Here is an 18478-nt window from a genome sequence, read left to right as displayed (position 1 = left end):
CTGTGTCATGTAACCAGAAAGGACGTGTGCCAAGATGGAAAAGGAAAATAGAAGACCGCCTGCTCCACAACCGGTCCCAATCAGGCCGGCACAACCAATGCCGCAAGCACCTGCCGTACCGCAAATGCCCAGAAAAGAAATGCCGCTTCCGCCAGCAATGCCCATGAGACCGAAGAAGGAAATGCCGCTCCCAATGCCGATGCCGATGCCAACACCAAAACCGGCACCAGGCCCGGGCGGAGTACAGATCTACATGTTCAAGTATCATTTCCATTTGGAAAGAATGCGATACTTCAAAGACAAGTGCCATAAGTACAGACATCATCGCAGGAAGTATCGTATGTTTCATGACTACTACAAACATCACAAGAGAAGAGTGCATCACTACCATGGCAAGTGCTATCCGATGGCTGACAGCAGTAGTTCATCTAGTGGATGCCATTGCAGTTGTGGCAGATCTTCCAGCTCTTCCAGCTTATCTAGCTCTTTCTAAAATAGAGATAGAAGTTCATTGCGCCCCTTACAGTACAATAAGTGGGCGTTTTCTTTTTGGGCAAATGTTACGTTCCAACCGGTTCCAGACGGATTCCTTTTTGGTGCAGTTCTTTGCGAAGCTTTAGTAATGCCTCATCCTTATTTTTGCATTCCAACATTATATCAAGATCATGGTTTTTAACCAGATCCATGAAAGTGAGAAAATCTTCAACGATGAGGTTATCCGCATGGCTTTTAAAATCCTCATCGGAACGCGGTGAAGAAAAGTGCATTTTCGGGTTTCGTTCTCCCCAGGTCGCAATGATGCGAGGGATGAAATGAGCGATTTCTTCTCCATTATTCACACAATGATGATGGTGTATGTCCAAAACCATAGGCAGTCCAACCCGTTCACACAAGTCAAGCACCTCAAGCATGGTGAATGAGGTATCATCATTTTCTACGACGAGACGGTTTATTATATTTGGTGGGAGTAAACCCAGATTGTGCTTAAAGCGGGCAAGAGATTCTTGCTTGTCTCCGTATACTCCACCTACATGTGTCACCAATACAGAGTTGTTATCCAGACCCATCGCATCAAAAACCCGAGCGTGGTAATCAAAGTCCTTTATCGTGGATTGAAGTACGTTTTTGTTTGGCGTATTGAGGATACTGTAATGACCTGGATGTGAAGTGAGGCGAATGTTGAATTTCCGGATATATTCTCCTGCTTTCGTAAAATCCCAGGCAAACTCTTGCTGCCAATTCCAATCTGCGGCAATCTGGTGGGTGGCGAGCGGGACAAATTCAGAAGGCAAGCGATATAAGAAAATCTGATGATTTACATTGTACTCAAGAACATCCATCAGGTTAAAAAAATTGGTTTGCATTACCTTCCGCAGCTTTTTCAGTCGTTCAGCATGATCCAGCTTGGACAATTGTGCTACTGTTGTTTTTTTGTTGGGGTTGTTTGGAGTAGCCATGCTGATACAGGCATATCCGAGGCGAATCATAATGACACCTCCCAAACAAAGGTTGATGCCTTTAGTATCCCCGGTCTGCATGAAAAATGTCTGAATATGTCTATCTTGTTGGTGGGACTCTAAGAGGTAGAGTGAAAATAAGGAGGCAAATCATGACTGAACATCTACTTGCAGAAGAATATCGTGAAGGGCTTCAATCCTTTGGAAGAGTCATGCCTGATGTGATGAATGCATATACCCAATTTACTACGGCTTGCTTTTCGGAGGGTGCACTTGATCGAAAACAGAAACACCTGATGGCGATGGGAATCTCTCTGTTTTCTGGAAACGAGCACTGTATTGTATACCACCTCGAAGGGGCTTTAAGTGAGGGTGCATCAGAAAAAGAGATTGCTGAGACGGTTGCTGTGGCAGGTGCTTATGGCGGGGGAACTACCTTTTCACATGGCGTTATTTTGGTGAATGAAGTAATGGAGGAGAAAAAACAATCTGTCCAGTAATTCAATTGAATGAAGGACAAAGAAGCTTGAGCCAATCGAAGCTCAAGCTTTTATGTATTCGGTCATTCATTTTCCAGACTGAAAGGAAGATTATTTGAACCGGAAAGCTGCTGTGCCAAAACAAATTTACGCAATACATGAAAATGATTGGGAGTAATGTGTTTGATTTCTGTACCAAAACGGTAACCGCTATCAAGAACTTCCAGATTTTTAATTTTAATCTCTGCTTTGATCGGCAACTGGTCGGATTGAGGGAGAATCGTGCAGATCGACCCGATCGGAAAATCATCCTTTGTAACAAAAGAAAATCCAAGAACGCTTACGTCCAGCATTTGCAAATGATGCACATCATAGGCCTTGCTCTGTGTATTCAGCATGAGCACGGCTTTCATATCCACGTTTACACGAGCAGTACGACGGCGATCATTCAATAACTTGTTCGGCTTAAGAGGGAAGTGCAAGTAAAGTTGGTTTTCCTTGATGCGAAGAACACTTGATTCAAATTCAAAACTTCGATAAGTACATACAACTTTTTGGCCTAGTTCGAATGAACTAGCGTCCTTTACTTGCGTGATGATTAATTCACCTTCAATGTTTTTGATTTGTCCCAAAGCCGGCTGACGTTGGGCTGATGAAATCTGTAAATACTGGCTCAAACGCCACACCTCCAATTATTTCTGTCTTATCTGAATGGTTACGATGTTCAATTTGAGGTACTCTTTCTTTTTCGTTATGGAATATTTTTCTCCTGTCGAATTTTGAAGACCTATTCGATAAAATATTTTTTATTTAGTTAATTTGTACTAAAAAAAATTCTTTCTAACCCGAACGAAAAGGTTTTGGCATAAAAATGTATAATAGGGATAGTAAGTAATGAATATTTCACATGAGAATCGTGAAGGGAGAGGAGAGGATAGACTTTTGATGAATCGAACAGTTCAGATAGCACATGACGTCTGGTCGATCATAACGTATGAAGAGTCGTGGAAAAGTTATATCAACAATTATTGTCTGAAGAAGCAGGATAGCTATCTTCTCATCGATACCAATTTGCGTAAGCATCGTGCCTATTTCCAGGAGTCTTTACACCATTTGGGCGCCACAACAGAAACCATTGATCAAGTCTTCTGTACACATCGCCACCCCGATCACATCGGGAACGTAGAGATTTTTCCTTCCCGCAACAACTGGATCCATCTTGACGACTACTATGATCTGGATGATTTCTCACAAACATTGTTTGGACATACAATCACAGGGTTCAAGGGTGAGGTCTCCAGTCTGCAGTATCAATTGCTCCCGTCACATACTTCTGGTTCGTTGGCTTTCTTTGATCCAGTGACCTGTGTTGCCTTTGCGGGTGACCATCTCAGTTTTTTCGGGGACCCGATTGGTCAAGTAATAGGGTATGAGGAAGAAAGACGTGAATCATTTCTTCGTTACGTGGTAAAGTGGAAGGAACAGGAGTGGGCGAAAGTGAAGCAGTTTGCCGAAGGAATCGAGGCATTGCTAAGCTGGCCCATTGAGGTTCTTGCAACAGGACATGGGCCCATCCTCCGAGGAGATATTCCCCAATTTCTCAAAACTATTTTGCAAGCAATCCGAACGTAATCCAAGGTTGCCTGAGTGAATAAACAAAAGCCTCATCCAGCTTGAGTGGATGAGGCTTTTGTCCATTCTTCAATGCGCTTTTCAATTTCTGTCGCATGCAAATGCATGATCGATGTGTAGTTTTTTTTGGTAGACAGCTTTTTTAGATGTGCAACGGCCCGATGAAAATCTCCTTTGGCGGCATCAATCTCAGCGAGACAAAACAGCCTCAGCTCTTCACCCAGTTTTTTATTGGAAACCATGCTGTAAGCTTCGATAGCACCTTGCACATCCCCCATGCGTGCCTGCGCACAGACGATGATACCAAGGGCGTTGCTTAAACGATGATCACGTTCATAAACATGGAAAGCAATTTCGAGTGCTTCTTTATAGCGCCCACAATAAAAATAGGCGGTAGACAAGTTGTAGAAAAGATAATGCACAATGGCCTGGTTGAAAATCGTAGGCGTCTCCTTGCAGATGGTAAGACCGTGTGCAATGTACTTTTCAGCTAATTCATAATTGCCAGATAGAATTTCAGAGGTGGATTTATCTAGGTAGGCGACAGGTCTTGTTCCGTTTTTATGATAGGAGGCTTCCAGCCAATGCTTCATTTTGTCTTCGCTGCGCTTGTTGAAAGAACTGATATATTGATAGCGAAATGGCCAGTGCAATCGAATAAACAACACAAGTAAAACTGCTGCAATTCCACTCAAAAAAGAGATAGAGTTTAGCTCAAACAACTCCACTAATGCGCACTTCCTTTCTATGAGGAAAGACGTACTCCCATCTTAGCACAGCCTGTGTCTTTCGAATAGTATGACGAATTCAGAAACCAATTTGTTACAAAATGGTCAATATATTTTTACAACTCAATGATTGGTAGTACGTATTTTATTTTGGTAAGCTACAAGATAGAGTATAAGAGGAAGTTCAAAAAGTCCGGTCCACCTTTTTGAACAGGATAAAAGTATTAGGAGTGTGTACATCATGTTTTGCAAGCATTTTTTCAAGCGAAGCACCATTCTCTTTTTTCTTGTAGCAAGTCTGGTTTTGCTCAGTTTGACTGGCTGTGCAGACAATAAGCAAAATTCTGAGAGTCTGCAAGGCGAGTATTTCACCGCAACAATTGCACCTGCTACTGTACCTGTTCCTACAGGCAAGGAGATTGTTTACACGGTCAATGTCTCACATGCCGGGCAGCCTGTGACTGGTGCCAAGGTGGAGGTAGCATTGGAAATGAAGGAGATGGATCATGGAGAAAATCTCATGAAACTCACGGAAAAAAAGCCAGGGGTTTACGAGGGTACAGCAATTTTACCCATGTCTGGAGCTTGGCAAGCATATATTCGTATAGAAAATGAAGGAAAAAACGAAACAGTACTGAATACCTTTGATGCAGTAGGTGAAATGATCGAGCAAAAATAGGAAAAAAAAGGGGTGTGTGACCATGGGAGAAACGAGAAGCGAGTGGTTGAAACAAAAGCTTGACGAGTACGACAGACAAGTTCTTGGTCTTTCACAACAAGGCAGACAAAAGAAGTATCTCAAGATGGCAGAGAGCCCTTATACTTTTTTCCGGGGATCGGCGTTCCTTTTTTTCAGTGATTTGTTGAATGATCCGTTATATGAAAGATATGGTGGAGAGAAGCCGACATGGGTGCAAGGAGACCTCCATTTTGAGAATTTCGGCACGTTTCATGACGCCGAGGGGGAAATCGTTTTTGACAGCAACGATTTCGATGAAGCCTATCTCGGGTCGTACATTCTTGATGTGTCCCGGATGAGTGTCAGTATTGTGCTCGTCGCAGGTGAACTGGGTATTTCTCTGGAAGAGACAGAAGCTGCCATCCACCGTTATTTGAAATCCTATCGCAAGCAAATCGCCAAATACGCCAGCCGCAAAGAAACTCCACTCACATGCCAATATACTACCCAAAACACCAAAGGCCCCATTCGCAAACTACTCAAAAAAATCGAAAAATCCCGGTCCAGGGAAACGTTGTTCGAACGCTTTGTAGAAGAAACTCCTGACGGTTGGAAGTTCAGAAGAAACGAAGAGCTGGAGGACGTGGACACAGGCACACATGACCAAATATTCGCAAACTGGGATACATACATCCACTCGATTCCTACCGAACAGCGGTTAGTTGAAGGACATTACTCCATCAAAGATATCGTGCATAAACGAAATTCTGGAACAGGCAGTATCGGCCTCGAACGCTATTACTTGCTAATTGAAGGAGAGCAGGCAGATCATGCAAAAGATGACATCATTTTGGAGATGAAAGAAGCCAGATATTCCGTTCTGGATTCCGTACTCTCATCACATAACGAGTTCCATCAGCAATTCCCTCATCCAGGACAGCAAGTTGTCATCAGCCAGCGAGCGATGCATCATCAGGCAGATCCGTTTCTGGGGATTATGACGATCGATGAGAAAACGTACTACATTCGGGAACGTTCTCCATACAAGAGCAAGTTGACGAAAAAACATGTAAAAGATCAGAAAGACTTCCTCTCAGCCCTCAAGGTGATGGGCAAGCTGACTGCCAAAATTCATGCAAGAGCGGATGCAGATATTGAGCAGGGGCTTTTTGAATACCATAGTGAAGATATGATAACGGCAAGCATTGCACAGGACCGCAAACAATGGCACGAGCATCTCACCACATTTGCCTTGGAGTATGCGGAAACTGTGAAAAAGGATTATGCGATATTTCTGGAAATGCAAGCGGAGAGTGACCCACAGATCTCAATCGATGTGATATAATAGATTTCGTTCATTAATAGAGGATGTTCAAAAAATAAAATGAGGGGCGACCTAGATGGAAAAGTTTAAAGATAGTATTTTGCAGTTGATTATCGAAACTTCCACTAATCTACCACCAGATGTACGTGAAACGATTAATGTTGCAAAGCAAAAAGAAGATGCAGGGACTCGTTCTGCACTCTCTTTGTCTACAATTGCACAAAATATCGTAATGGCTGAAGAGAATGTCTCACCGATCTGTCAGGATACGGGAATGCCGACATTTGAAATAAAAACTCCAGTTGGTGCCAATCAACTTGTTATGAAGAAAGCAATTTTGGAAGCGGTCGCAGAAGCTACCAAACTCGGAAAACTTCGTCCGAATTCAGTAGATTCACTCACTGGTGAGAATTCCGGAAATAACCTCGGTGCTGGAACGCCAGTAATCCATTTCGAACAATGGGAAAAGGATGAAGTCGAAGTTAAGCTGATTCTTAAAGGCGGCGGCTGTGAGAACAAAAACATTCAATACTCTTTGCCTGCTGAATTGGAAGGGCTTGGCAAGGCAGGGCGTGACCTCGATGGTATTCGCAAATGTATCTTGCACGCCGTGTATCAGGCACAAGGGCAAGGCTGTAGCGCAGGCTTCATCGGCGTAGGGATCGGTGGAGACCGCACATCTGGCTATGCGCTCGCGAAACATCAATTGTTCCGCCGTGTCGATGATACGAATTCCAATCCTGACTTGGCGAAACTGGAAGAATACATCATGGATAAAGCAAATGACCTGGGAATCGGGACAATGGGCTTCGGTGGTCATACGACACTTCTTGGCTGTAAGATCGGTGTAGAAAACCGTTTGCCAGCAAGCTTCTTCGTTTCCGTGGCGTATAACTGCTGGGCGTTCCGTCGCCAAGGAGTACACATTAACGCAACTACTGGTGAGATCATCAAGTACCTCTATAAAGATAAAGTGGTGCAAATGGATCAAAGCAAAGCGGAAGTGGAAGGCGGCGAACAGCGCCGAGAAGTGGTGCTCGAAGCTCCCATTACCGAAGAGCAAATTCGCAGCCTCAAAGTGGGCGATGTCGTTATTATTAATGGCATCATGCACACAGGCCGTGATGCCCTCCATAAATACCTGATGGACAATGACTGTCCGGTTGATCTCGATGGTGGTGTCATTTATCACTGTGGTCCGGTTATGTTAAAGGATGAAGCGGGTGAATGGCATGTGAAAGCTGCAGGCCCAACGACGTCCATTCGCGAGGAGCCGTACCAAGGGGACATCATCAAGAAATTTGGTATCCGTGCCGTTATTGGTAAAGGTGGAATGGGTCCAAAAACGTTGAAAGCCCTGAATGAGTTCGGTGGCGTTTATCTCAATGCGATTGGCGGAGCAGCACAATACTATGCTGACTGTATTGAAAAAGTAGAAGGCGTTGACTTCATGGAATTTGGTATTCCGGAAGCTATGTGGCATCTGCGTGTAAATGGTTTTGCAGCGATCGTGACTATGGATTCCCACGGCAACAGCTTGCATGCTGACGTAGAGAAATCATCAATGGACAAACTGGCAACATTTGCTGAACCCGTATTTAAATAAATCAGTTTACGATTCCCCAAAGCCCTTGGTGTCTTACTGACGCCGAGGGCTTTTGTCTAAAATCAGCAAGTTTAGGCATTCGTTTATTTCCATCCTGGGTTGGCGGGCATAGGTTAATTAACGAATAGACTAATTAGGAGGGATAAATAAACATGAATTATGTCGTGCAACCTGGAGATACCTTATTTTCGATAGCTAACCGATTTGGCGTCGATTGGCAAGAAATCGTTCGTGTGAACCGTTTGCGGCCTCCGTTTATTCTTTTTGTTGGCCAAACATTACAAATACCAGGAATTGGCCCAAGACCTCCTAGACCACCTGTTCCAGAGAGTGTTGATCGTCGACTAGACCGTCTGGAGCGTCAGGTGAACCGACTGGATGAACGGGTTGATCGTTTGGAAAGACGTGTCACCCGATTAGAACAACAGAGACCTCGCTAGTAATCAAATGAGTAGGAAAAATGGGATCGGCACTGTGGTGCCGCCCTTTTTTCTTGTTATATCAAAAAGTTTATGTGCTTCAATATATTAAAGTTTGGACTCCTGAGCAAACTGTCAGGGTGACTGCGTTTCGGCCCCCCGATGAGAGGGGAAAAGGACAACGTTTTTCCTTGCTATTTATTGTGAAACAGGGCTACGATAGAGAACAAAGGCTTGATAATACAAGAATCTGTGAAACATGAGCGGAAAGTGGGGAGAGTCATGACCAAAAAATGGACCGTAGCAATTATGCAAATGGACGTTGCCTGTGGAGACCCGAATCAAAACCGACAAAAAATCAAAAGAATGGTTGAATCCATTCAACAGACAGAGAAGAAGCCGGATATCATCCTCCTGCCCGAGTTGTGGGATACTTCCTATGATCTGAAGCGATTGGATGAGATAGCTGATAAAAATGGAGAACAGGCACAGGCGTTTCTTTCAGAACTGGCAAAACAGAACCATTGCTTTGCCGTAGGGGGCTCTGTCGCTGAACAGAAAGAAGGAGCGGTCTACAACACGACTTTTGTATTTGATCGGTCAGGAGAACGTGTAGGAACGTATTCCAAGGCACACCTGTTTCGCCTGATGAACGAAGAAAAGTATCTTGCCGCCGGTGAACAGGCTGGCATCTATAGCATCGATGATCAAATGGTTGGCTCCGTCATTTGTTATGACATTCGTTTCCCGGAGTGGATTCGTACATATGCTTTGAAAGGCTGCAAGGTGTTGTTCGTCCCTGCGCAGTGGCCGAAACCGAGATTGAATCACTGGCGCCAACTCCTGATTGCACGTGCGATCGAAAACCAGATGTATGTGGTTGCCTGCAATCGGGTAGGTGAGGAAGGCAAAAGTCAGTTCTTCGGGCATTCGATGGTCATTGACCCGTGGGGTGAAGTGATTGCTGAGGGAGCAGAAGAAGAAACTATTCTTTATGCAGAAATTGATTTTGATCTGGTAGATGAAGTAAGGGGGCGTATACCGATATTTAACGATCGCCGAGCCCAATTGTATGAGCTTTCCTAAGGGACATCTATCCATGTTGCCCTCTTTGGCATAGGGTGTGTAGAAGAAGGGTAACGGGGAGGTGAAAATGCGTGTTAGGGATGAACGGAAAAATCCGCTACCATTTTGATGGGATCAGAGGAAAAGTTGGTCAGATGCGCGAACTTGCAGAAACGCTCGATCAGATGTTCGACTCATTTCATAAGGTGAATAAATTGAGTAAATCCATGTTTAGTGCATTCAATCAACCAAGAGATCAAGAACATCATCAACAGCAACGTAGTTCAAGAAGAGGGTTTGATTAAACTTTTGAGATAAAATGAAAAACCCGAGGACACAATTATCCTCGGGTTGTTACGTTTGGCTTCCTAGGCATCATGATCACTGCTTTTGCTGTTTGGCTGCAAGCTGTTCTTGCGCTGAGCGGATCATTTCCTTTACCATGCTTCCCCCCAGCTTGCCACCGATTCGCCCTGCATCATGAGAAGTAAGATTCCCGTTATAGCCTGGCTCAAGAGGGATATGAAGCTCAGAAGCTGCTTCGAATTTTGCTTGGTTTGGGTCTGACACCTGCTGCACACGAGCTTTCAACTGATCGAGTCCATTCCTTGCTTCGGGTACCAGCGGTTTGCGTCGGCTCATGAAGCCACCTCCCTCACTAGTGTACCCAATTCCAGCTAGACGAGTGCTTTTCGTGTCTTAAAGTTGATCTCAGGATAGTACGAATTGACGACTAACACATTTGGCCCCGCACAGGCTGCGGTAGGACAATAGCAGTTTAGTGTATTGTATAAATCACATTCTTGCCATTTGGTTAAGAGATCGTTCATATTGTTAACTTTCACATTTCCGAGTGGTGCAACGTCACCGAAGTCGGTCACAATCACATCCCCTGTAAACACATTGATATTCAGGCGGGTACGACCGTCAGGATCATTACGCAAGGATACATTCTTGGCCTGACGGAGTCGCTTCAGAAGCTCCTGATCATCTTGGCGTTCACTGCATGCATAGAATGGCAGTGTGCCGAACAGCATCCACATGTCTTCATCACGAACATCCAACATATGATGGATAGACGAACGCAATTGATCCAGTGATAATAATTCCATATCCCTTGCGAAATCGCTCGCGTACATCGGATGAACCTCATGTCGTTTACAGCCCAGTTCACGGACGAGCTCATGAATTTCTTTCAAGTGTGGCAATGTACGAATGTTGATCATTGTTTCTGCGGAGACAAATACGCCTGCTTCAGCCAGCTTTCGCGTATTTTCCAGCATATTTTGGAAAAGGATTTCAGCCTGTCCAAGCGAAACTGCGTGTGGTGTTTTTGCGTACACTATTGATAAGAACTCTTCGGCTGTCTTCCAGTTCATCGAGATGTGCATAACATCTATGTAAGGCAAAATAGTCTCATATCGGCTGTACGGCATGGTCATGTTGGAGTTGATCTGCGAACGAAGTCCCCGTTTGGCAGCATATTGCAAGAGGGGGAGAATGGTTTCATTCACGTTTCGTTCACTAAACATCGGTTCCCCGCCTGTTATACTGATGGTATGCAGATCTTCTGCTTCGTCAAGCCGATGTAAGAGTAGCTCAATTGGTAATTGTTCATCATCTTTGGCACTGAGCGTTTCACCAACGGCACAGTGTTCACAGCGTAAATTACACATATTCGTTACGGTAAACTCAACACTTGTCAATTTATAGTGAGGAGGCTTTGCCTGATATAACGGATCCCATGGGTCATACGCCGGGGTTAGTGGTTTGGATGGTGCATAACGAGTCAATTGAAAAACCTCCCTATTACAGACAATCATAAAATACTTTACCATTATATCGGGGAAAACGGAGAAGGAGAATATGAAATTATGATTACAGGAATCTCTTTTGGCCGTGGCGTTCTTTTTCATAATCGAAAAGTCCTGGCTTGTGCCGAAGTGAGGGGTGGGGTAATCCATAGCTGGGCAGAGCCCATTACCTTTCGTACCTTGTTCAAAATGTGGTGGAGAATCATCTTTGCCATCCCGTGGTACTATCAGTTATTTCATATTTGTCTCGTGCTTTCCATCTTGTTTTTTAACATAGACCCTCTGTGGCTGATCATTTATGGGGTAGGCTATCATTTTGTTTTTCCGAAGCAACTGAAGCAGTTCCACGGTGCGGAGCATAAAGTTTTTAGTTATCAGGGAGAAAAGAAGCTGGAACACTGGAACGAAATCCGTCAAGCGTCTATTGTGAACAGCGGATGTTCGACCAATTATGTTACTTATTTCTTTGTTTTCTTCCTGCCGGTTTGTTGGTTCTTGCCGCTGTGGGAGAGTGTACTGATTGGTGCGGGGGGAATGGTCGCCGGATTGATCGGGGAAAGATATATTCGTTCCTATTTGAAGCCGTTTTTCGTGATATCCGGTTTTCTTCAGAAATATGTAACCACAAAAGAACCAGAACGCATCCATCTGGAGACGGCTATTCGTTCGTACCGCCTGTTTCAACATATTCAAAAGTAAGGGATCGATTGATATGGGTACGAATAAGTTAATCTATGTCATGATCGGGTTGGTTGGATTAGCTTTGATCTTTCAGATATTTGGTCTCATGATCGAATACGTGTCAGATCATCAACGAGGAGCTATCCTGAGCAAATTTTCGACGATTTCGTTAGGTCTGTTCGTCTTGTTGCAAGGGGTTTGGCTCTACGCTGAAAAGAGGGACTGGATTTCATCTGTATTTTTTGTCCTATGTGCAGTTGGTTTTGTTTCCATCATCGTTCAAATGGTGTAAAAAAAGAACACCGACGGTTCCAAAAGGGGCCATCGGTGTTCTTTTTTCTGTGAAAAACGTCTCGACGTTTTTACCGAAGTAAATGCCAGATGTTACGCTGAGGCACCTTGTCATAAAAGTGGATGTGACCGCTTGCGGGCAACAAAACGGTCATGACCGTTTTTGTGCAAGCGATTATTTATCTTTGCCAATTGCAAAGAATGGGTTCACGGATGCAAACGTAGTATAGGAAGATTTCACAAGTTCTTGCACATTTTTTTGGAAGGTTGTTTGGAGTTCACGAGTTTCTTTTACGAAAGCTTCCAATTTTTCGATGTTTGCTTTGCGTGCTTCCTCTGACTGGTTCAGCAAGTCTTTTGCCTGTGATTGCGCTTGTTCTTGCAAAAAGCTAACGAATGCTGCAGTAGTCAATGCTGTATTAAAGATGGTTTCGTTGGCGGCTTGGAACACTTGAAAAGTTGCTTGCAACAATTGCTCCTGATTTTCAACTGTGTTTTGGCTCATTACCGATACCTCCTAGGTTATTCTGCCATTCATGTGAAAACGGCAGATAGTATAATATTGCTCTTATGTGTAATTTACACCTATGTGATATGCTCTGTCAATGCTTGAATTCAACATATTTTTCTTGTACTCCCTCTTACTGGTGTGATAGCATTTGAATGGACAATTGAATCAGTGTTGTTTTGGTGACGTTTTTTACGTTGAAAAGGGAAAGTGGTGCAATTCCACTACAGCCCCCGCTACTGTAATCACTGACACTCTTATTATTTGATGCCACTGGGAAACCTGGGAAGGCTGGATGAGGGTGAATGAAGTGTAAGTCAGGAGACCTGCCAGAACGAGGTACTGCCTTTTTCGGTGTGGAAAAAAGGGGTAAAAATCGTGTCAAGTGATGCAAGATCAAGCAGCTTTAGAAAGCTTTGCTCTCACGATAACAATCCCCCTGACCTCTGGTTTGGGGGTTTTTCTTGTGAAGAAGCAATGTACAAAACATTCAGTTAGATGGAAATGAGAAAGGGGAAAAGACTTATGCAAGCAGTTATCCGCTCTTTTACACATCGTTTCAGTTGGCTACTCATTCTTAGTCTGGTGCTTACTTCTGTTTTCCAAATGCAAACCGTTCAGGCAACATCTGACCTCGAAAACGGAGTAAACAGTTCTTTGAAGAAAACGGTGAAATATTATTACAAGAGTAACCGAAAATATGATTTCAACACGTTTGACTGGGAACTCATCGGCCTCAGTGCAGCGGGAGAGAAGCTGGCTACACGCAAATGGCAAGATAAAGCAGGCAAAACAGCGATTGATACTTGGGCAGGCAAAGCGAAAGACATCAAAGACGCTGGTTCATTGGCGAAGTTGTCAATCGGGTTGATCCATAACGGATACGATCCAACGAACTTTAATGGAATCAATCTGTTGGAGCGCATCGCTGATTCTCAAGAGAAAAATGGAAAAATGGGCGATGATACATACACCGTTTTCAACCACGTTTTGTCCATACTTGCCTTGGAAATGTACGAATACCCATATGACCGCAAGAAAGCAACTCAGTTCTTGTTGGAACGTTATGACGATTTCAATTTGATTGACGAAGATGCATTCACTCTAAATGCTCTTTCCTTACTGGAAGATCAAGACGGAGTGGAGGAAGCGAAAAAAGCGATTCTTGAAAAGCTGGAAAAAGAACAACAAGATGACGGGTCCTTCATTTCCTACGGCAGCGCAAGTCTCGATTCTACTATTCAGGTACTCATTGGGTTAACGACAATCGGTGAAGATGTGTTCGCAGAACCTTGGAATAAAAGTGTAGAGTTCCTGCTTGCTAACCAAATGGCTGACGGTGGATTCCAGGCGCTATGGCAGCCAGGCTCATCGAATGCATTCACAACAGAAAACGCTCTGATTGCCTTAGCAACCGTTCGTGAAGGAAACTCTCTCTTCCAGGTATTGACGGATAAAGAAAAAGCAGCACTCAAGGTCTATGTGCCCGTTGTCGATTTGTCCAAACAAGTGAAAGTATACGACGGATTGGATAACTTCCTTTCAGGTAAAGAAGTGAAACAAGCAGGCAACACATTCTCCATAAACGGAAAACAGTTGCTCATGCGTGTCAATGTTGAAGGAATTGCCAAAGAAGAGAAGCCAGTTGCCGTTATGGTCAAAGTGATGAAGGGTGCTGACGTTGTCGATGTAGCAATGGTGGAATCAAACTCATCAGCAGCACAGAACCTGACTGCCGGATTTACACTTGCGAGCGGAACCTACACCGTAGAAATCAACTACTGGTACGGATTAGCTGACAAACCTGAGGTAGCCAAGGAGAGCATTACCTTCGTTGCATCAGTGAAATAGGAGCTGACTTTCGATGAGACAAAAATGGCTTATTTGGCTGACATCTGCCGTTCTCCTGCTCACAAGTTGGATTTCTTCATCAGGATCAGGTATGGCGGAGGAAGCTACTGCCGCCATACAGGCCAAACAAGTCGAAAACAAATTGCAGGTGAACGGGAATACCAGTCCGACCGATCCGACCTGGGTACCACTGCTCGTCAAGGACGCACAAGGACAGCTTTTGTACTTTCAGGATGTGGGCGGCGGGGGCAAAGAATTTCAGCTTGAAATCAATTTGCCCGAGTGGACAGCATACGGAACGGCGGAAGCCATTCTCTACTCGGGTACTCCCGTTTCCCAGCATTTTGAGATCAAAAAACCACAGGACACGGGAAGTAAGAAAATCAGTGTATCACTTAAAATCATAGGGTACGATGACGAGGAAATTGTAAAGAATACCAGTTTTCGAATCAGTCAGGGGTCATCTGTTTTCCAGCTTTTGCGCTATGCTTCAGAAGAAAAGAACTTCGATTATGAAGTGAGAGATCCTGAGCAAGACGGGCAAGATGTGTATCTGCTAAGTATTGATGGACTTGCTGAATTCGATAAAGGTCCCGGAAGCGGTTGGGTTTACAAAGTGAACGATAAAGGTCCGCCAATGTCGATCGATCGTTACATGCTTCGAGACGGTGATGATGTCGAAATTCTATATACGACGGATATGGGCAAATCCCAAAATGTAACATCAGGAGACTCTATCTCAAACGCCTATCAGGCAACAACTTCAGCTTATGTGAGTTCAGCAATTAACCAGCTAGTTCAGGCGAAGAGTGTGGATGAGATCGTCACCATCGTTCACAATCTGCTTATCGATCTATCGAATTATGAGCTGGAAAAACAAGCTGCATTTGTACCGGATGTTGCAGTGTTTTTGCAAGCAGCATATGAACAGGCAGGGAAAATGCAGGTGAAGGAAAGCAGGATCGTAAATCCGCTTGAGCCGGATATTCAGGAGCTTTCCCTTTTGAAAACAAGGGAATTAATGGATGATCAGTCAGAACTGCTTGAGGAACTAAACGAGCTTCTTGAGAACTCAACATTGTATAAACCATTGTTGAAAGACTTGAAGCAAGTGATTCTCGTACCGTTTCCGGTAAATTCCGAGTCAAGGGTAGCAAAGGTGTTCATTTACCCTGATTCATGGGAGAGGCTGAGAGAATCTCACGTGTCCGTGGTTTTGGCGAAGGACGGTTGGCGAGCTGAGATTACACCTGCGAATGAGCCGCTGCGTTCCAAGGAAACGATCTCTTATACGATTCGTCAGTACAGCGATGCCGAACAAACCAAGCAATTTGCAGAATGGCAAAGCTCACTTGACGAACCTGCCGTACCCGTAACAGCGAGCTATCATGTAGATGCGTCCCAGCCAGATATTGCAACGATTACTTTATCCACCGCACTGACAGGCAGTATTGACGATTTGACTGTTCCATCGATGTATACTCGAAATTCAGCAGATGCAAAATGGACACCTTCAATCGCCTTGATTGCAAATGAAAAAGAAACCCTTTCTGGACTTATCGTGCCTGGCAATGATCTGGTGATGACAACTACTTCCCATTCCTTCGAGGATGTCATGATGTTGCCTGAATCGAGGAAAGAGTTACAAAAACCGATTTCAGCTCTTTATCAATGGGGAATTACCCAAGGCATGACACCAGCTAGCTTCGGCGTTGATCAGCCGTTGACTCGCGCCCAGTTCTTTACAATGGTAGCCCGCTTGGAGCAACCTGAGCGAACCGAACAAAGTACAGCGAAAACAGGAGAATCCCCTGCGTCATTTTCCGACGTCCCGGAGTCAAGCTGGTTTGCGCCTACTGTGAAAAAAGCAGTACAACTTGGATGGACCAAGGGACGAAATCAGCACCAGTTTGCACCGGATGAAGAGATGACCCGATCGGAGGTAGCATCTTTGCTGGTTCGCCTGTATGAACAGGAACATACCGTTGCAATTGAGGAAAATGCAGCGGGACAGCTTGATCTGACAGGAGTTCCTGATTGGGCAAAACATGCTATGGTGGTAGCAACAGCAAACAAATGGTTGATGCCCCGTGACAATGGCAAATTGGATTCCCAGGCAGCGATTACCAGAGGTGAGGCGGCGTATGCCGTCTACCAATACTATGTGTCCAAAAATAAGTAGCACGGCAAGTAGGCTGAAAAAGGCCTACTTTTTCCCTTTTAGTCGATAGGGTTTTCTAAAATTGTACCCTATCGACATAAGTGGTCGACTAAACACAACATCCCTGTTGCATCGTCGACACTAGCACATCGTGTGCGTCGCACGACTCTGCTGTCGCCAAGGGCTCGGCAATCGCCGAGTTTTCTAATAAACATAGGTAGACAGACGCTTGAAAGGGAGGTTTTATGGTGAAAAATTGGAAATTCATTGTTTTTTTACTTACGTTTATTGTGGCAGTAACTCAAACGAGTTCACCCGTTTTTGCGGTCTCAGCCAATGATGTGAACCAGGCTGTAACCAAAACCGTTACTTATAACCATTCGCAGTATTCTGCAAAGGGGCTTGCCGCTCTCGATGACTGGGCATTGATTGGCCTTGCCTTGTCAGGTCAACAACTTGATACGGCGAAATGGGGCGGAGCAAGCAGCCTGCGAACCGAGTTGGAGAAGCGAGCAAAACAGTTGGACCCACGGAAAACAACTGATTATGCGAGGTTCGTGCTGACGGTTATCGCTGCCGGATTTGATCCAAACAATTTTGCAGGAATGAACTTTGTCCAAACGATAAAAAAATCACAGCTTGCCAACGGAAAATTTGCTGACAGTACCAATGGAGAAGGGCAGACCTTAATTAACGCCCATATCTGGAGTATCATTGCGCTTTACTCGGCAGGAGAACAGATTCCCAAAGCGAAACTGGTCAAATCGTGGCTCGTCTCAAAACAGCTCCCCGATGGAGGATTCAACTTCATGACCGGTGGCAAACAAAGTGGAGTTGACATGACCGCTATGGGCTTGCTCGCCTACCGTTCACTGGGTATGACCAAAAATGAGCAGCCAGTTTCCAAAGCAATCGCCTTTCTAAAGCGCTCCCAAGGCGCAGATGGAGGATATTCGGAAGGCGGAGTATCCAATGTTGAATCGGATGCCAATGTCATTTCTGCGCTGATTGCGTATCAGGAAGATCCGCTTCAATGGAAAAAAGGTACAAAAGGCGTCGTTGATCATTTATTCACCTTTCAAAAGAGCGACGGCTCGTTCAGCCATACCAAAGCAGGATTGAGCAACAAAATTGCAACGGCCCAAGCACTGCTGGGATTGTCCGACCTCCAACGCAAAAACAGTTATATTCATCTGCTTCGGCAAAAGGCAGGCGTGAAAAAACTGGCTAGTTTGCAGGATTTGAAGCAAACCTACTGGGCCTATAAAGAAATCAGCTATCTCGTACAAAATGGTTACTTGCAAGGTGTGACTTCCACTTACATGCAGCCCGATACGGCTGTAACCCGTGCCCAATTTGCTGCACTCTTGCTTCGGGCAATTGGAGAAGAACCGCAAGCAAAAGCACAAGGGATCTTCCGTGATGTTGCGGTTACCGACTGGACAGCGCCGATTGTGGAGAAAGCGTCACAGCTCGGACTGATTCAGGGCAGCAAAGGCTACTTCAATCCACACAAACCAATTACGCATGAAGAAATGGCTGTGATTGTTTCACGGGTATCAAATAAGTATGGCTGGACGAAAACAGCAACAGGCGCTACGCCCTACGTTCCCTACAATCAAGTAAGCTCATGGGCGATAACAAGCGTCAAAGATCTGCATAAGAGAAAATTTCTCGGGGGTACATCCTCCCGCAATTTTTACCCGAAAGCGACTGTGACAAGAGCGGAGGCGTCGGTCATGCTTTATCGCTTGCTGCTTGCACGATAGTAGTAGGGATGTTC

The 18478-nt window shown here is 44.7% G+C and carries 20 protein-coding genes and 1 riboswitch; of the genes, 14 read left to right on the top strand and 6 right to left on the bottom strand.

Annotation, left to right across the window (positions count from 1 at the left end; translation table 11 throughout):
• Positions 1-34: 34 nt before the first annotated feature.
• The gene (locus ACPW7N_RS06295) at positions 35-493 is read left to right on the top strand and encodes a hypothetical protein (protein ID WP_425650181.1); all 459 of its coding nucleotides are present in this window, start codon (positions 35-37) and stop codon (positions 491-493) included.
• A gap of 67 nt (positions 494-560) precedes the next feature.
• On the opposite strand, the gene uvsE is transcribed toward ACPW7N_RS06295, so the two are convergent.
• On the bottom strand, positions 561-1487 hold the full coding sequence (gene uvsE / locus ACPW7N_RS06290) for a UV DNA damage repair endonuclease UvsE (RefSeq protein WP_425650179.1): 927 nt from the start codon (positions 1485-1487) through the stop codon (positions 561-563).
• A 122-nt stretch (positions 1488-1609) separates the two neighbouring features.
• On the opposite strand from uvsE, the gene ACPW7N_RS06285 reads away from it, so the two are divergent.
• A complete protein-coding gene (locus ACPW7N_RS06285) occupies positions 1610-1957 on the top strand; it encodes a carboxymuconolactone decarboxylase family protein (RefSeq protein ID WP_425650178.1) in 348 nt (115 codons plus the stop codon).
• Positions 1958-2019: 62 nt separating this feature from the next.
• Here the strand turns inward: ACPW7N_RS06285 and ACPW7N_RS06280 are convergent, their stop codons facing one another.
• Positions 2020-2613, bottom strand: a complete 594-nt coding sequence (locus ACPW7N_RS06280; RefSeq protein ID WP_425650177.1) for a PilZ domain-containing protein — start codon at positions 2611-2613, stop codon at positions 2020-2022.
• A 268-nt stretch (positions 2614-2881) separates the two neighbouring features.
• On the opposite strand from ACPW7N_RS06280, the gene ACPW7N_RS06275 reads away from it, so the two are divergent.
• Positions 2882-3568: an MBL fold metallo-hydrolase gene (locus ACPW7N_RS06275; RefSeq protein WP_425650176.1), complete on the top strand. Its 687-nt coding sequence runs from the start codon at positions 2882-2884 to the stop codon at positions 3566-3568.
• 32 nt (positions 3569-3600) lie between these two features.
• Here ACPW7N_RS06275 and ACPW7N_RS06270 read toward each other — a convergent pair whose 3' ends face one another.
• Entirely contained in the window at positions 3601-4296 is a 696-nt protein-coding gene (locus ACPW7N_RS06270; RefSeq protein WP_425650175.1) for a tetratricopeptide repeat protein, read from the bottom strand.
• Positions 4297-4537: 241 nt separating this feature from the next.
• Here ACPW7N_RS06270 and ACPW7N_RS06265 point away from each other — a divergent pair, with 241 nt between their 5' ends.
• The 6 genes from ACPW7N_RS06265 (at position 4538) to ACPW7N_RS06240 (ending at position 9694) form a co-directional block, all read left to right on the top strand.
• Positions 4538-4975 carry a FixH family protein gene (locus tag ACPW7N_RS06265; RefSeq protein WP_425650174.1) on the top strand — a complete coding sequence of 146 codons (438 nt, stop codon included), beginning with the start codon at positions 4538-4540 and terminating at the stop codon, positions 4973-4975.
• 22 nt (positions 4976-4997) lie between these two features.
• Positions 4998-6320, top strand: a complete 1323-nt coding sequence (locus ACPW7N_RS06260) for a DUF2252 domain-containing protein (RefSeq protein WP_425650173.1) — start codon at positions 4998-5000, stop codon at positions 6318-6320.
• A 55-nt stretch (positions 6321-6375) separates the two neighbouring features.
• Entirely contained in the window at positions 6376-7905 is a 1530-nt protein-coding gene (locus ACPW7N_RS06255) for a fumarate hydratase (protein WP_425650172.1), read from the top strand.
• Between the two features lie 152 nt (positions 7906-8057).
• Positions 8058-8345: a LysM peptidoglycan-binding domain-containing protein gene (locus tag ACPW7N_RS06250; protein ID WP_425650171.1), complete on the top strand. Its 288-nt coding sequence runs from the start codon at positions 8058-8060 to the stop codon at positions 8343-8345.
• Positions 8346-8606: 261 nt separating this feature from the next.
• On the top strand, positions 8607-9410 hold the full coding sequence (locus tag ACPW7N_RS06245; RefSeq protein ID WP_425650170.1) for a carbon-nitrogen family hydrolase: 804 nt from the start codon (positions 8607-8609) through the stop codon (positions 9408-9410).
• An 80-nt stretch (positions 9411-9490) separates the two neighbouring features.
• The gene (locus ACPW7N_RS06240; protein ID WP_425650281.1) at positions 9491-9694 is read left to right on the top strand and encodes a hypothetical protein; all 204 of its coding nucleotides are present in this window, start codon (positions 9491-9493) and stop codon (positions 9692-9694) included.
• Positions 9695-9770: 76 nt separating this feature from the next.
• On the opposite strand, the gene ACPW7N_RS06235 is transcribed toward ACPW7N_RS06240, so the two are convergent.
• Both ACPW7N_RS06235 and yfkAB read right to left on the bottom strand, forming a co-directional pair.
• Positions 9771-10031: an alpha/beta-type small acid-soluble spore protein gene (locus ACPW7N_RS06235; protein ID WP_425650169.1), complete on the bottom strand. Its 261-nt coding sequence runs from the start codon at positions 10029-10031 to the stop codon at positions 9771-9773.
• A 35-nt stretch (positions 10032-10066) separates the two neighbouring features.
• The gene (gene yfkAB, locus ACPW7N_RS06230; RefSeq protein WP_425650168.1) at positions 10067-11182 is read right to left on the bottom strand and encodes a radical SAM/CxCxxxxC motif protein YfkAB; all 1116 of its coding nucleotides are present in this window, start codon (positions 11180-11182) and stop codon (positions 10067-10069) included.
• A gap of 81 nt (positions 11183-11263) precedes the next feature.
• On the opposite strand from yfkAB, the gene ACPW7N_RS06225 reads away from it, so the two are divergent.
• Both ACPW7N_RS06225 and ACPW7N_RS06220 read left to right on the top strand, forming a co-directional pair.
• Positions 11264-11902 (top strand): DUF1385 domain-containing protein, encoded by a 639-nt coding sequence (locus ACPW7N_RS06225; protein ID WP_425650167.1) that lies wholly within the window; start codon positions 11264-11266, stop codon positions 11900-11902.
• A 13-nt stretch (positions 11903-11915) separates the two neighbouring features.
• Positions 11916-12176 carry a hypothetical protein gene (locus ACPW7N_RS06220; protein WP_425650166.1) on the top strand — a complete coding sequence of 87 codons (261 nt, stop codon included), beginning with the start codon at positions 11916-11918 and terminating at the stop codon, positions 12174-12176.
• Positions 12177-12350: 174 nt separating this feature from the next.
• Here ACPW7N_RS06220 and ACPW7N_RS06215 read toward each other — a convergent pair whose 3' ends face one another.
• Complete coding sequence (locus ACPW7N_RS06215; RefSeq protein WP_425650165.1) at positions 12351-12680, bottom strand: hypothetical protein; 330 nt, start codon at positions 12678-12680, stop codon at positions 12351-12353.
• Positions 12681-12846: 166 nt separating this feature from the next.
• A riboswitch (cobalamin riboswitch) is annotated at positions 12847-13031 on the top strand.
• Positions 13032-13208: 177 nt separating this feature from the next.
• Here ACPW7N_RS06215 and ACPW7N_RS06210 point away from each other — a divergent pair.
• From ACPW7N_RS06210 to ACPW7N_RS06200, 3 genes are all read left to right on the top strand, one after another.
• Positions 13209-14534: a prenyltransferase/squalene oxidase repeat-containing protein gene (locus tag ACPW7N_RS06210; protein WP_425650164.1), complete on the top strand. Its 1326-nt coding sequence runs from the start codon at positions 13209-13211 to the stop codon at positions 14532-14534.
• Positions 14535-14547: 13 nt separating this feature from the next.
• Complete coding sequence (locus tag ACPW7N_RS06205) at positions 14548-16716, top strand: S-layer homology domain-containing protein (RefSeq protein WP_425650163.1); 2169 nt, start codon at positions 14548-14550, stop codon at positions 16714-16716.
• A gap of 227 nt (positions 16717-16943) precedes the next feature.
• Positions 16944-18464, top strand: a complete 1521-nt coding sequence (locus ACPW7N_RS06200; protein ID WP_425650162.1) for an S-layer homology domain-containing protein — start codon at positions 16944-16946, stop codon at positions 18462-18464.
• The last annotated feature ends 14 nt before the right edge of the window (positions 18465-18478 follow it).

The sequence above is a fragment of the Brevibacillus nigriterrae genome (genome assembly GCF_049846925.1).
GTDB lineage: Bacteria > Bacillota > Bacilli > Brevibacillales > Brevibacillaceae > Brevibacillus_H.
This window is presented reverse-complemented; position numbering and strand designations above follow the sequence as displayed.